At 66.1% G+C, this 12716-nt stretch carries 12 protein-coding genes; 6 read left to right on the forward strand and 6 right to left on the reverse strand.

Translation table 11 applies throughout. The features are described from left to right. Window positions 1–6: 6 nt before the first annotated feature. The 5 genes from nadC to LQ144_RS01935 form a co-directional block, all read right to left on the reverse strand. Window positions 7–879: a carboxylating nicotinate-nucleotide diphosphorylase gene (gene nadC / locus LQ144_RS01915; RefSeq protein WP_230116869.1), complete on the reverse strand. Its 873-nt coding sequence runs from the start codon at window positions 877–879 to the stop codon at window positions 7–9. After that, window positions 872–2548, reverse strand: a complete 1677-nt coding sequence (gene nadB, locus LQ144_RS01920; RefSeq protein WP_230116870.1) for an L-aspartate oxidase — start codon at window positions 2546–2548, stop codon at window positions 872–874. The genes nadC and nadB overlap by 8 nt, the downstream gene beginning before the upstream one ends. Window positions 2549–2566: 18 nt before the next feature. Next, window positions 2567–3877, reverse strand: a complete 1311-nt coding sequence (gene nadA / locus LQ144_RS01925; protein ID WP_230116871.1) for a quinolinate synthase NadA — start codon at window positions 3875–3877, stop codon at window positions 2567–2569. Next, on the reverse strand, window positions 3874–4584 hold the full coding sequence (locus tag LQ144_RS01930; RefSeq protein WP_230117042.1) for an NUDIX domain-containing protein: 711 nt from the start codon (window positions 4582–4584) through the stop codon (window positions 3874–3876). The genes nadA and LQ144_RS01930 overlap by 4 nt, the downstream gene beginning before the upstream one ends. A 143-nt stretch (window positions 4585–4727) precedes the next feature. Then, window positions 4728–5213: an Lrp/AsnC family transcriptional regulator gene (locus LQ144_RS01935; RefSeq protein WP_230116872.1), complete on the reverse strand. Its 486-nt coding sequence runs from the start codon at window positions 5211–5213 to the stop codon at window positions 4728–4730. A gap of 175 nt (window positions 5214–5388) precedes the next feature. Between LQ144_RS01935 and LQ144_RS01940 the strand changes: the two genes are divergently transcribed. The 6 genes from LQ144_RS01940 to LQ144_RS01965 all read left to right on the forward strand — a co-directional run bounded on the left by LQ144_RS01940 (window position 5389) and on the right by LQ144_RS01965 (window position 11120). Beyond that, complete coding sequence (locus LQ144_RS01940) at window positions 5389–6807, forward strand: amino acid permease (protein ID WP_230116873.1); 1419 nt, start codon at window positions 5389–5391, stop codon at window positions 6805–6807. Between the two features lie 191 nt (window positions 6808–6998). Next, window positions 6999–8036: a thiamine pyrophosphate-dependent enzyme gene (locus LQ144_RS01945; protein ID WP_230116874.1), complete on the forward strand. Its 1038-nt coding sequence runs from the start codon at window positions 6999–7001 to the stop codon at window positions 8034–8036. A gap of 70 nt (window positions 8037–8106) precedes the next feature. Continuing rightward, window positions 8107–9078, forward strand: coding sequence for an alpha-ketoacid dehydrogenase subunit beta (locus tag LQ144_RS01950; RefSeq protein ID WP_230117043.1), 972 nt, complete (start codon window positions 8107–8109; stop codon window positions 9076–9078). Then, the gene (locus LQ144_RS01955; RefSeq protein ID WP_011692407.1) at window positions 9071–9400 is read left to right on the forward strand and encodes a biotin/lipoyl-containing protein; all 330 of its coding nucleotides are present in this window, start codon (window positions 9071–9073) and stop codon (window positions 9398–9400) included. Before LQ144_RS01950 ends, LQ144_RS01955 begins: the two co-directional genes overlap by 8 nt. Before the next feature lie 4 nt (window positions 9401–9404). Further along, window positions 9405–10232: an alpha/beta fold hydrolase gene (locus LQ144_RS01960; protein ID WP_230117044.1), complete on the forward strand. Its 828-nt coding sequence runs from the start codon at window positions 9405–9407 to the stop codon at window positions 10230–10232. 141 nt (window positions 10233–10373) lie between these two features. Then, window positions 10374–11120 (forward strand): phosphoribosyltransferase family protein, encoded by a 747-nt coding sequence (locus tag LQ144_RS01965; RefSeq protein ID WP_230116875.1) that lies wholly within the window; start codon window positions 10374–10376, stop codon window positions 11118–11120. Between the two features lie 79 nt (window positions 11121–11199). On the opposite strand, the gene LQ144_RS01970 is transcribed toward LQ144_RS01965, so the two are convergent. Continuing rightward, window positions 11200–12531, reverse strand: coding sequence for an MFS transporter (locus LQ144_RS01970; protein WP_230116876.1), 1332 nt, complete (start codon window positions 12529–12531; stop codon window positions 11200–11202). Window positions 12532–12716 lie beyond the last annotated feature (185 nt).

Genomic DNA, 12716 nt, shown 5'->3' on the forward strand with positions numbered 1-12716 from the left:
GCCGGATCAGCTGACTGTCAGCTCAACGTCCAGGCCGAGATCCAGCGCAGTGACGCTGTGGGTCAGGGCACCAACGGAGATGACGTCCACCCCGGCCGCCGCAATATCGGCGACGGTTCCAAGGTTGACGTTGCCGCTTGCTTCCACCACGGCGCGGCCCCCTACCTGCTGCACGCCGGCCCGCAGGTCCTCAAGGGAAAAGTTGTCCAGCATGATGGTGTCCACGCCCGCGGCCAGGACAGATTCGATCTGTTCTGCGCTGTCCACCTCCACCTCGAAATGCGTGGTGTGGCCCAGCTGGGCTTTGGCGGCCGCCAGGAGGCTGGTGAGCTTTTCCGGATCGCCGCCGGTCATCACGGCCAGATGGTTGTCCTTGGCAAGGACGGCGTCTGAGAGGCTGTAGCGGTGGTTCGCCCCGCCGCCGCACCGCACCGCGTAACGTTCGAGGACCCGCAGGCCCGGGGTGGTCTTGCGGGTATCGGTGATCCGCGCCTTCGTGCCGTCCACCAGCCTGACGAACTCGGCCGTCCGGGTAGCGATGGCACTCATCCGCTGGGCGAGGTTCAGCCCCACTCGCTCCGCAAGCAGCACGCTGCGCGCAAGTCCGCTGACCCGTGCAAGGTGGGTCCCGGCGTCGAACGCCTGGCCGTCCGCTACGAGCAGTTCCACCTCAGTGTCGGGGTCGATGAGCAGCATCGCGTCGCGGAACACGGTTCCGCCGCTGAAGACGCCCGGAACGCGGGCATTCAGCACGGCGGTTGCGCGGGCTTCCGCCGGAATCAGCAGCTGCGAGGTGATATCGCCGTTGGGTGCGTCTTCCGAGAAGGCCCGCGCCAGGATCTCCCGGACAGGTGTTGCTGGGAGGGTCAGGCTAGTCATGGACGAGGCTCGCTTTCGGGGTCATTCTGTATCGGTTGTCAATATCTTCCGCCGGGGCTTCATCAGGCATGCTGTCATCGCGGTAGTGCGCCCCCAGCGAGGTGCGCCGTTCCCGCGCGGCAAGGACCAGTAACTGGGCGGCAAGCAGCAGGTTGGCGTCCTCATGCTCGCGGGGATCCTCCGCTTCGGTCACCTTTTCAGGACGCACGACGGCGGCCCACGCCGCAAGGGCGGCACCCGCCTCCCGCAGCTGCCCACCGGTGCGCAACACCCCGGCGTTCGCCGTCATCAGCCGCCGCAGGGCACCACGCGAGAACGGCCCCGGGTCCGGCGTAGCTTCGAACTCCCACGCGTGCGACTCAGGGGAAGAGTTGGTGGGCCGGCCTGGGTCCGATTCGACGTCGCCGCCCAGGAACGCTTCGACAGCCCGCCGTCCGAAGACCAGCCCTTCGAGGAGCGAGTTGCTGGCCAGCCTGTTGGCGCCCTGGACCCCGGTGCATGCAACTTCGCCGGCCGCGTAGAGTCCCGGGACGGTGGTCCGGCCGTGCAGGTCGGTGGACACGCCGCCCATCCAGTAGTGCGCGGCGGGCGCCACGGGGACCAGTTCCCGCGTCCAGTCAATGCCCGCTTCCCGCGTGCGCTTCGAGATCGTCGGGAAGCGCTTCTCCAGGAAGCCTGCTCCCCGGGCGTCCTCGATCACGCGGGCGTCGAGGTACACGTGGCCGTTCGGGTCCCCGAGCGCTGCAAGGTGCAGGGCGACAGTGCGGGAGACGACGTCCCGGGGAGCCAGCTCTGCATCGACGTGGTACGCCGGCATGAAGCGGCTGCCGTCGGCGTCCACGAGGATGGCGCCCTCGCCCCTGACAGCCTCGGAGATCAGCAGCGGGTCCTGGTTGCCTTCCGACTCCGCCGCCTGGGCGGTGCGGACCATGCAGGTGGGATGGAACTGAAAGAACTCGAGATCGGCCACGGCGGCTCCGGCGCGCCACGCCAGGGCCAGTCCGTCCGCGGTGGCAACGGAGGGGTTGGTGGTCTGGGCGAAGAGCTGTCCGGCGCCGCCGGTTGCGAGCAGCACGGCGTCGCCCCTGACGGTCTTCAGTTGCCCGTCGTGCAGGTACTCCACGCCCGTCACCCGCCGGCCGGACTGGACCAGGGCAGTGGTGCGGGCATGGCCCAGCAGGCGGATCCTTCCGGTGGCCTGGGCCGCCAGCACAGCGCAGATCAGTGCGTTGGCTATCCCGGCACCTGTGGCGTCACCGCCCGCATGCAGGATGCGCGGCGCAGAGTGTGCGGCTTCGAGGCCCAAGGCGGGATCGCCGTCGTCGTCCATGTCAAAGCGCACGCCGAAGCGTTCCAGGCCGGCGATATCCCTGCGCGCCTCGGTGCAGAGCACCCGCACAGCGTTCGGGTTGCAGTGGCCGGCGCCAGCCTTCAGCGTGTCGGCGATGTGTGCCGCCACGGTGTCCCCCGGTGACGGTTCATCGAGAACGGCCGAAATGCCGCCCTGGGCGTAGTACGTGTTGCTGTCCGCGAGCGCGCCCTTGGTCAGCAGCACGACGTCGACTCCCGCGTCTGCCGCAAGCAGCGAGGCGTAGAGGCCGGCGATGCCGCTGCCGACGACGATCAGCCGGTGGCGGCCCGATGCCGCTGTTGCGCTGGGCTTAGTCATGCTTGGCTCACCTCGGTGTCATTGGGGTTTGGCGGCCAGCATGCGCTCGAGGGCGATTCTGGCATTTTCCTGCACCGCGTCATCCACGGTGATGCGGTTGACCACTCGGCCTTCGACGAGCTCCTCCAGCACCCAGGCCAGGTAGCCCGGGTGGATGCGGTACATGGTGGAGCAAGGGCAGATCACCGGGTCGAGGCAGAAGATCGTGTGCTGCGGGTACTGGGCCGCCAGGCGGTTCACCATATTGATCTCGGTGCCGATGGCGAACACCGTGGGCTCCTCCGCTGCGGCGATGGCCTTCTGGATGAAGTCCGTGGAGCCGGCCGAGTCGGCGGCGTCCACCACTTCCATGGGGCATTCCGGGTGCACGATCACCTGAACGCCGGGGAAGTCAACGCGGGCCTTTTCGATCTGGGCCACGTTGAAACGCTTGTGCACCGAGCAGAACCCGTGCCAGAGGATCACACGGGAGTCCAGCAGGGCCTGTTCGTCGTTGCCGCCGAGCTCTTTGCGCGGATTCCACATGGGCATCTGTTCCACCGGCACTCCGAGGGCCTTGGCGGTGTTGCGGCCCAAGTGCTGGTCCGGAAAGAACAGGACCCGCTGGCCGCGCTCGAAGGCCCATTCGAGGACCGTTTTGGCGTTGGATGAGGTGCAGACGATGCCGCCGTGCTTGCCGCAGAAGGCTTTGAGCGCGGCGGACGAGTTCATGTAGGTGACGGGGATGACCGGAACCCGGCCCGCGGCGTCGGGCTCGGTGCCGAAGATCTCCTCCAGCTGCTCCCAGCACTCCTCCACGGAATCGGCGTCCGCCATGTCCGCCATGGAACAGCCGGCGGCGAGGTTGGGCAGGATGACCGCCTGTTCAGGCTTCGACAGCGTGTCGGCAGTCTCGGCCATAAAGTGCACACCGCAGAAAACGATGGCCTCGGCGTCGGGCCTCGTGAGAGCGGCGTTGGCCAGCTGGAAGGAATCGCCAACGAAATCGGCGTACTGCACCACTTCGTCTCGCTGGTAGAAATGCCCCAGGATCACGGCGCGGTCGCCGAGGGTGGCCTTGGCTGCGCGGATGCGGGCGTCGAGTTCGGCATCGCCCGCGAGCTTGTATTCCTCTGGGAGCTGGCCCTGCCGGGGGGTGGACGGTGGGGCGACATCGGCGCTGGAGGCTCCGGGACCGTAGGCGGGGGTTCCGGCCAGGGCTTCCGCGAGGTCATAGTCCCAGGGGCCCTTGGCAAGTGCCGGGCTGCAGGTGCTGCCGGCGGCCGCTGCGGCGCCTTTCTCGGCCTGTTGACGCGTGATCAGCTGGACGGCTGTGTTGACGCTGCTCATGGGGTACTCCTGTTATCTGGGTCAAGGCCTGGACGGCCGGTAAATCGGTAGAGGCGTGGCGGGCGGTGTTTGCCGCCCTGGAGATATTCACCGGTTTCTTCGATCTCCGGCGTCCCTTTGATCTGGCGGCGGAAGTTGGCCGGGTCCAGCCGGGTGTCCAGGACGGCTTCGTAGACCTCCCGGACCTGGGCGAGGGTGAAGTACCCGCCAAGGAAGTGGTAGGCGATCGAGCCGTAGGCCAGCTTGTTCCGCAGCCGCCAGAGCGCGTAATCGACAATCGCGTTGTGGTCGAAGGCGAGGTCCCCCAGCTTGTCTGCCCGGAACCACCTGACATTTTCGGATTCGTCGGCCAGCGCGGCCTCGGTGGGCTGGACGAGGGCCCAGTAGACAATCGACACCACGCGCTGGGTCGGCGAGCGGTGGAGACCGCCGAAGGCGTAGAGCTGCTCGAGGTAGCTGGGCGTCAGGCCGGTGGTTTCGCGGAGATTCCGTGAGGCTGCGTCCTGCAGGGAATCGGCGTGCGTGAGCGGGCCGCCTGGAAGTGCCCAGAGGCCCTTGAACGGTTCGCGGATGCGCCGCACCAGCGGGAGCCAAAGGGTGGGACGTCCGGAGGCCTCGCTGGGGCGGAGTGCGAAGATCACCGTGGAAATGGCCAGCGACGGCGGAGCGGTCTGGCGCTCGGCCACATTGGCTGCGGTGGTGTACACGGTATTCTTCACCCGCTTCGCTGCGTTCCCGGGGGTCCTGCTGACCGTCCCGGTTAGTTATAGTCATAATGACTAAAACTGATTCTACGGCCCGCCCGACTCCAGACAAAATGTTTCGGCCGGCGCCGGTGGCTGTTCGGCCGTCAGCTATTTCCGCTTCCGGAGGCGACGGCCTCCAGCAATGGAAGCGTCCTGCCCTGGAAATGCGTGTTGAGGACAATCACCGAGGAGGACCGGAGCACGGTCTTTGTGGCGATCATGGCATCGATCACGCGCTGCAGGTCCGGGTTCGAGCGCGCGGCAATGCGGGCCATCAGGTCAGAACTGCCGGAGACGGTATGGATTTCGATCAGCTCCGGGATCCCGGCGAGCGCCTCCACCACGGCATCGTGGCCCAGGTCCTGGTTGATGGTCAGCGAGCAGAAGGCAACCACGGGAAACCCGAAATGGGAAGGGTCCGGGTGCGGAACCCACGATCCGATCACACCATTTGCCGCCATCCGGTCCAGTCTCGACTGGACAGTGGCCCGGGCGATCCTGAGCATCCGCGACGCCTCCAGCACGGAAGCCCGGGGCGCATCGGTGAAGAATCGCACAATTTTGGCGTCCAGTGCATCCACGTTCGCCATGTCGTCTCCGTTCGGGGCATCCGACAGCGCAAAGCGCCGCATTTGATTCAACTCACTGCACAAACTGCACCCATGGTCTCACGCGCCAAGACTGCGAGGCCTCCCGTGAGGCGGTAAATTCAAAAGGTCCCACGAGGACCCCTTTATCCAAACGACCCCAAGAAGGTACGCAGGCATGACGATGAAGTCCACGGCAGAGCGTCCGGCAGTACACCTCGGCCACAGCATGAAACCCCGGCAGCTGACCATGATGGGCCTGGGCAGCGCCATCGGCGCCGGGCTCTTCCTTGGCTCAGGGGCCGGCATCAAGGCCGCCGGCCCGGCCGTCCTGATCTCCTATCTCGTGGCGGGCACCCTGATCATCCTGGTCATGTGGGCGCTCGGCGAAATGGCTGCTGCCAACCCGAACAGCGGGGCCTTCTCCGTCTACGCGGAGAAAGCCCTGGGCAAGACCGCCGGGGCCACGGTGGGCTGGCTCTGGTGGCTGCAGTTGGTGGTGGTCATTGCCGCGGAAGCACTCGGGGCCGCCGGGCTGCTGTTCTCCGTCTGGCCCGTCATTCCGGTCTGGGCCCTGGCGCTCGCGTTCATGGTGGCGTTTACGGCCATCAACCTGGCGGGGGTCAAGAACTTCGGCGAGTTCGAGTTCTGGTTCGCCATCCTCAAGGTCGCGGCCATTGTGCTGTTCCTGGCCATCGGGGGCGCGCTGCTCTCCGGAATCCTGCCCGATGTAGCCTCCCCCGGCCTGGTCAACATCACCTCCGACTTCGCTCCGGCCGGCCTCGGCGGCATCGCGACGGCCCTGTTCGTGGTGATTTTCGCCTTTGGCGGAACGGAAATCGTCAGCGTTGCCGCGGCCGAGACAGAGAATCCGGAGCGCAGCGTCACCACGGCCATCAGGACCGTGGTGTGGCGCATCCTCGTCTTCTACATCGGCTCCGTGTTCGTTATTGCAGCAGTACTTCCGGCCACCTCTGAAGCACTCGCATCGCCGTTTGCCGGCGTTCTGGACGCTGCCCGGATCCCCGGCGCCGGGACAGCGATAACCCTGGTAGCCGTCGTCGCCCTTCTTTCAGCACTCAACGCCAACCTGTACGGCGCCTCCCGCATGGTGTACTCGCTATCCCTGCGCGGCGAGGCACCCCGCTTCCTGTCGGGGCTTAGCGGCGCCAAGGTGCCGATGGTTGCCGTGGGCGTCTCGGTGGCGTTCGGCTTCATTGCCACCGTGCTTGAGCTGCTGTTCCCGGAACGGATCCTGCCGGCACTGTTCCAGCTGGTGGGGTCCACGTGCCTCGTCGTGTGGGGCACGGCCCTGGTGTCCCAGCTGATCCTGCGCCGGCGGGCCGACCGCGACGGCACGCCTCTGCCCCTGCGGATGAAGGGCTTTCCGGGCCTGACGATATTCGGACTCGTGCTCCTGGGCCTGATCTTCGCCGTGGGCTTCAGCGCCGAGAGCAGCCGGATCCAGCTGATCAGCACGATTCTCCTGATCGGCGCCATCGCTGCCGCCTGCCGGTTGGGAGCGCGGTTCGCTGCGAAGTCTGAAACGGAGTCGGACCCCTCCCGCGACGCGTCGACCGCCAATCTCCCCAAGTAAGCAGCAACACGCACCGTTCCGAGCGGGGCCGCCACGTGGATACCGGGCCGGTGGATGCCGGGCCTATAGATGCCGGCCTGGCTGCACAGTTTGTGCAGCCAGGCCGGCATCCTGCTGTGCAGTATTGACACTCTGGTCAGCGCCTGGCGCGCTGATTGCCGGGCCAGTCCGGGGTGACTAGGGTCACAGCTATGGACACCCTGCCTCTGCCGGATGACAGCACCGCCGCTGCCCCGCCCACTCCCGACCAGCTGCGCGAGCTGTACTCGCTCATGACCGCAGTCCGCCACCTCGATATCTCGGCTGTCGCATGGCAGCGGCAGGGCATCATCCCCGGCTATGCGCCCGAACTCGGCCAGGAAGCCGCCCAGGTGGGCAGCGGGTACGCCGTGGACACCTCCCGGGACTTTGTTTTCCCCACCTACCGCGAGATGGGGGTCGCCCGCGCCATGGGCGTCAACATGGTGGAGTACATGTCCACCCACAAGGCAACTTGGCACGGCGGGCTCTACGATCCGATGAAATCCCGCCTTGCCCCCATCCAGGCCGTGGTGGCCGGCTCCGTACTTCATGCTGTTGGCTGGGCCCACGGCCAGACACTGGACGGCAGCGACGGCGTCGCATTGACGTACTTCGGTGACGGCGCCTCGTCGCAGGGTGACGTCCATGAGGCGATGAACTTTGCGGCCGTGATGAAGGCCCCCGTGGTGTTCTTCATCCAAAACAACGGCTGGGCCATTTCCGTGCCCACCGAACGCCAGGTTGCGGGCGGCTGCGTTGCCGGCCGGGCCGCCGGCTACGGCATGCCGGCCCTTCAGGTGGACGGAAACGACGTCGTTGCCGTCCTTGACGCTACCCGGCACGCGTTTGCACACTGCCGCGCCGGCAACGGCCCGGTGGTCATCGAGGCGATGACCTACCGCCGCGGCCCGCACTCCACGTCGGACAATCCCGGACGCTACCGCTCGCTCGACGAGGAGCGCGACGGCGCCGGCGAGGACCCGCTGCGCCGCTTCCGGGAGCGGCTGCTTTCCGAAGGCCTGGCGGACGAACCGTTCTTCGCCCAGGCGCAGGCCTCCGCGGCCACCCAAGCTGAAGACATCCGCGCAGGCCTCGAAGCGCTCGGTCCGCGGCCGGGCAGTGAAATGTTTGACCTGGTCTTCCAGGAAACCACCCCCGTACTGCAGTCCCAGGCCGCCAGCTGGCGCGAGGAGTCAGAACATGTCTAACTCGATTCTCGAAGGCGAAACCGCCGGATTCCGACAGACTGAATCAGCTGCCGGCAACGTAACAGTCGTGATGTCCATGCAGCAGGCGCTGAACCGCGCCCTCGACGAGGTCCTCGCCGAGAACCCCAAGGCGGTGATTTTCGGCGAGGACTGCGGCCGGCTGGGCGGGGTCTTCCGCATCACGGACGGGCTGCAGTCAAAGCATGGTGAAAACCGGGTTTTCGACACCCCGCTGGCCGAATCAGGCATCCTGGGTATGTCAGTGGGTCTCGCGATGGCCGGCTTCCACCCCATCCCCGAGGTCCAGTTCGACGGCTTCGCCTACCCTGCCATCAACCAGATCGTCTGCCAAATCGCGCGGATGAACTACCGCAGCCGGGGCACCCTGCCGATGCCCATCACGCTGAGGGTCCCGAGTTTCGGCGGCATTCGCGCCCCGGAACACCACGGCGAAAGCCTCGAGGCGCTCTTCGCGCACGTCCCGGGCCTCAAGGTGGTCTCGCCGTCGAACCCGCACGAGGCGTACCACCTGCTCAAGTACGCCGCCACGCGGCCGGATCCGGTGATCTTCATGGAACCCAAATCCCGCTATTGGCAGAAAGGCGACGTCGATGCAGCCGACGGCGGCTCCCCCGAAGGTGCCAAGGTTCAGCGGGAAGGCCGTCACCTGACTCTCGTGGCCTGGGGTGCCATGGTGGCCCGCTGCCTGCAGGTCGCCGAGCTCGCTGCCGAGGACGGGATCGACATTGAGGTCCTGGACCTGCGCTGGCTCAAACCGATCGACGCCGACGCCCTGGTGGCATCCGTGCGGAAGACGCGGCGCGCCGTCGTCGTCCATGAAGCGCCGCTGACCTCCGGCCTGGGGGCCGAAGTGGCCCAACTGATCACCCAGGGTTGCTTCGACACCCTCAAGGCCCCCGTGGAGCGGGTCACCGGATTCGACGTTCCGTACCCATCCGGGGACCTCGAAGACGAATACATTCCCAACATTGACCGGATTCTTTTCGGCATCCAGCGAGTATTGGAGTACCGACGTGGCTGAAATTTCCTTCCCGCTGCCGGATCTGGGCGAAGGCCTGATCGAAGCAACCGTCCTGGAATGGCTGGTCTCCCCCGGCGACCAGGTGGAGCGCAACCAGCCGCTCGTCGAGGTGGAAACCACCAAATCAGCAGTTGAATTGCCCAGCCCGCAGGCAGGTAAAGTGGTGCGTATCCACGGCGGGCCCGGCGACAGGATCAATGTCGGCGAGCCCCTGATTGTGTTTGAGGTGCCGGACAACACCGCCGGCATCGTGGGCACGGTCCCGAAGGAAGAGGCACCGAAGCGCCGGGTCCGCCTGAGCGCCGTACTTGATGAGGACTGACATGATGAGCGGCAGACACACCGGCGAACAGCACTCCCACACCGTGGAGGGCACCGATCCCCAGTTGTATGTCGCTGTGCATGAGCCCAAGACCGACGCCGGCCTCCGCCCCATCCTGCTGATCCACGGCTTCTCGTCCTCCAGCAAGCTGAACTGGGAGGACAGCGGCTGGCTCGCCGCCCTCCTGGACGCCGGCCGGCGTGTCATCACGGTGGACCTGCCCGGTCACGGCCGCAGCGGCGCCCCGGAAGACATGGACTCCTACTCGCCGAGCCGGATCCGCGCGGATCTCCTGCAGATTGCGTTCGACGCCGGTGTTCGGCCTGTGCAGGCAGGTGACCCTGCCAGCGGCCTCGACCTGATCGGCTACTCGCTCGGTTCCCGGCTCGCCTGGGAATTCGGCGCCACGCAGCCGGAGATCGTGCACCGGCTGGTCCTTGGCGGACCTAATATGGCTGACCCGCTGGCGGAATTCGACCTCGTTGCAGCCCAGCATTACCTGGCGGACGGTACACCCATCGGCGACGGGTCCACGGCCGGGCTCCTCAAAATGGCCCAGGCACTGCCGAGCAACAACATCTTCGCGCTGCTGTCTTTGGTGGAGGCCATCAAGGGTGAACCCTATGACCCCGCTGAGGCCGTGCCGCACATGCCCATGCTGCTGGTGGCCGGCGAAAATGACGACCGCGCCGCTTCCATGCCGCAGCTTGCGGAACTGGCCGCCAAAGTGGGTTCCATGGCCGAGCAGCTCGTGCTGCCGGGCCGGAACCATACCAATGCCGTGACCAGCAGAGTCTTCAAACAGGCAGCCATCGGATTCCTCGGCAGCTAGCTGTGCCGGCTGGCTGTCCCGGAACGGACGGCCGGCGTGCGGCAGCTTTATGTCTCCTAACCTCCCCTCTTTTTGACCTCCTTGGGCCGTCAACCGGGCGGTAGGCTGGAATCGAGGGCGGAGACACCGTAAGAGGAATCCATGGGCATGGTTTTTGAAGACCGGGAGGAAGCTGGCGAGCGGCTGGCCGCCGCACTCCCGCAGTTCCGCGGGCAACCGGACACCGTGCTGCTCGGGCTCGCGCGCGGCGGCATTCCCGTGGCCGCCGCAGCAGCCAAAGTCCTCCGCCTTCCGTACGGCGCTGTCCTGGTCCGCAAGCTCGGCATCCCCGGCCACGATGAGACTGCCTTCGGCGCCTTGGCGTTCACGGCCGCCGTCGCGGCCGGCGGCGGTGCCGATTCCGGGCCGTTGGAACCAGGGGCTGGAGCGGCCGGCAGCGGAGCTGACGCCGGAGCGGCCGAAGCTGCCAGGATTGTCCGGCTTCTCAACAGGCCCCTCGTGGAGCGTGTCCTGGAGAACGGCGTCCGGCAGGAATGGCTGGACAGGGTTGAGAGCCGTGAACGCGATGAGTTGCTCCGCCGCGTCGACGCCTACCCCGGTGCCAAGCTGGAACTCCGCGGCAAGACGGTCCTGCTGGTCGATGACGGCCTCGCCACCGGAGCCACCATGCGGGCGGCGGTCGAGGCAGTCCGCGCGGCCGGCGCCTCTCGTGTGGTCGCGGCCGCGCCGGTGGGTTCAATCGAGGCCGAAAAGTCCCTGTCGCGGGTCTGCGACGTCCTGTGCCTCCACCTCCCGGGAAAGTTCCGGGCAGTGGGAAGTTTCTACCGGCATTTTGAACAGTTGACCGACGACGACGCCATTAGCCTGCTGCAGGGCGCGAACGCCTGAGCGGACAACCGAATCAAGTGCAGGCCCGGACCGCCAGCCCGGGCCCGCATATGCGAACTGACTGTTTAGGAAAAGCCCGTCAGTGCCGGCTGACGCCCAGCGGACGGCCCTTGGTTTCCTTGGCCAGCAGCACACCCGCTGCGGAAATCACGCAGAGGACCATGATGTAGATGCCAATGGACCCCGTCCATTTGGTGCTTTGAAGCAGCGACTCTGCAATCGTCGCGGCGAACGCGCCGCCGAGGATGGCCCCAAACGCGTAGCCGATGGAGATCCCCGAGTAGCGGACATTGGCCGGGAACATCTCCGCGTACATGGCGGACATGGGGCCGTAGGACAGGCCGAGCCCGACCGTCAGGACGAAGAGGGCCACACCGTAGAGCAGGATGTCCTTGGTGTCGATAAGCGCGAACATCGGGATCATCCAGGCGAAGACAATGCCGTAGCCGATGAGGAAGGTCTTCACTCGGCCGATCCTGTCGGAGAGCCAGCCGCCAACGAGCGTAAAGATCAGCCAGCCAAAGGAAGCCAGCGTGGTGGCCAGCAGGATCTGCGGAACCGGCATCTTCAGCGACTTGGTGGCGTAGGAGATGAAGAAGGCGATCAGCAGGTAGCCGGCCGCGTTGTTGCCGATGAAGATCATGGTGGAGTAGAGCACCGACTTCTTATGGTGCCGGATAAGCTGCCCCAGCGGCGCCTTGCTTTCCGCCTTGCGGGCGGCCATTTCCTTGAAGACCGGGCTCTCCCCGACGGCTCGCCGGATCAAGTAACCCACAACGATCAGCACGATGGACAACAAGAAGGGCACTCGCCAGCCCCACGAGCCGAAGTCTTCCTTGGACATGCCGGTGTTGAGGAAGTACAGCAGGCCGGTAGCGAGGATCATGCCGACCGGGACGCCGATCTGCGGGTAGGCGCCGAAGAGCCCGCGCTTGCTCATCGGCGCGTGCTCCACGGCCATCAGGGCAGCGCCGCCCCATTCACCGCCGGCCGAGAAGCCCTGGATGACACGGAGGGTGATCAGCAGGATGGGGGCCCAGACGCCGATGTCGTTGTAGGTGGGCAGCATGCCGATCAGGGCCGTAGCGGCACCCATCATCACCAAGGTGAACACAAGCATGGCTTTGCGGCCCAGCCTGTCGCCGAGGTGGCCTGCGACGACCGCGCCCAGCGGCCGGAACAGGAAGCTGATGCCGATCAGGGCGAAGGAGAGAATCTGTGCGAGGCCCGGATTGGAGGCCTGGAGCGGGGTGAGGAACAGCGGGGACAGCAACGTCGCTGTCAGCTGCGCGAAGATGAAGAAGTCGTACCACTCGATGGTGGTTCCGACCAGCGTCCCGGCGAGGACTTTGCGTTCCTCGCGTTTGCTGCTGGGACCCGCCTCTGAATCGACGGTGGAAGCTGCAGTCATTGAAACTCCGTGGCTGGGGGCAGGGATACTGCCGGGAATGGATGCCGGGGATGGATGCCGGGCGATTTACCGATCGAACGGTCAGTTAGTAGGAAGAATACTATGGATGTGTGGCAAAACACACCTAAAACTTTCGATCGCACTTTCGCCGCCCGATGGAACGGCGAAAGCGGGGCTGCCGATCC

The organism is Arthrobacter sp. Bi83, assembly GCF_918698095.1.
In the GTDB taxonomy this organism is placed as follows: domain Bacteria; phylum Actinomycetota; class Actinomycetes; order Actinomycetales; family Micrococcaceae; genus Arthrobacter.

Bases quoted from the DNA above. Each gene is read 5' to 3' on its own strand.
- nadA (WP_230116871.1), bottom strand. From the start codon at position 3,877: ATGAGCAGCGTCAACACAGCCGTCCAGCTGATCACGCGTCAACAGGCC.
- nadC (WP_230116869.1), bottom strand. From the start codon at position 879: ATGACTAGCCTGACCCTCCCAGCAACACCTGTCCGGGAGATCCTGGCG.
- LQ144_RS01945 (WP_230116874.1), top strand. From the start codon at position 6,999: ATGGACACCCTGCCTCTGCCGGATGACAGCACCGCCGCTGCCCCGCCC.
- LQ144_RS01970 (WP_230116876.1), bottom strand. From the start codon at position 12,531: ATGACTGCAGCTTCCACCGTCGATTCAGAGGCGGGTCCCAGCAGCAAA.
- LQ144_RS01965 (WP_230116875.1), top strand. From the start codon at position 10,374: ATGGGCATGGTTTTTGAAGACCGGGAGGAAGCTGGCGAGCGGCTGGCC.
- nadB (WP_230116870.1), bottom strand. From the start codon at position 2,548: ATGACTAAGCCCAGCGCAACAGCGGCATCGGGCCGCCACCGGCTGATC.
- LQ144_RS01960 (WP_230117044.1), top strand. From the start codon at position 9,405: ATGAGCGGCAGACACACCGGCGAACAGCACTCCCACACCGTGGAGGGC.
- LQ144_RS01950 (WP_230117043.1), top strand. From the start codon at position 8,107: ATGTCCATGCAGCAGGCGCTGAACCGCGCCCTCGACGAGGTCCTCGCC.
- LQ144_RS01935 (WP_230116872.1), bottom strand. From the start codon at position 5,213: ATGGCGAACGTGGATGCACTGGACGCCAAAATTGTGCGATTCTTCACC.
- LQ144_RS01940 (WP_230116873.1), top strand. From the start codon at position 5,389: ATGACGATGAAGTCCACGGCAGAGCGTCCGGCAGTACACCTCGGCCAC.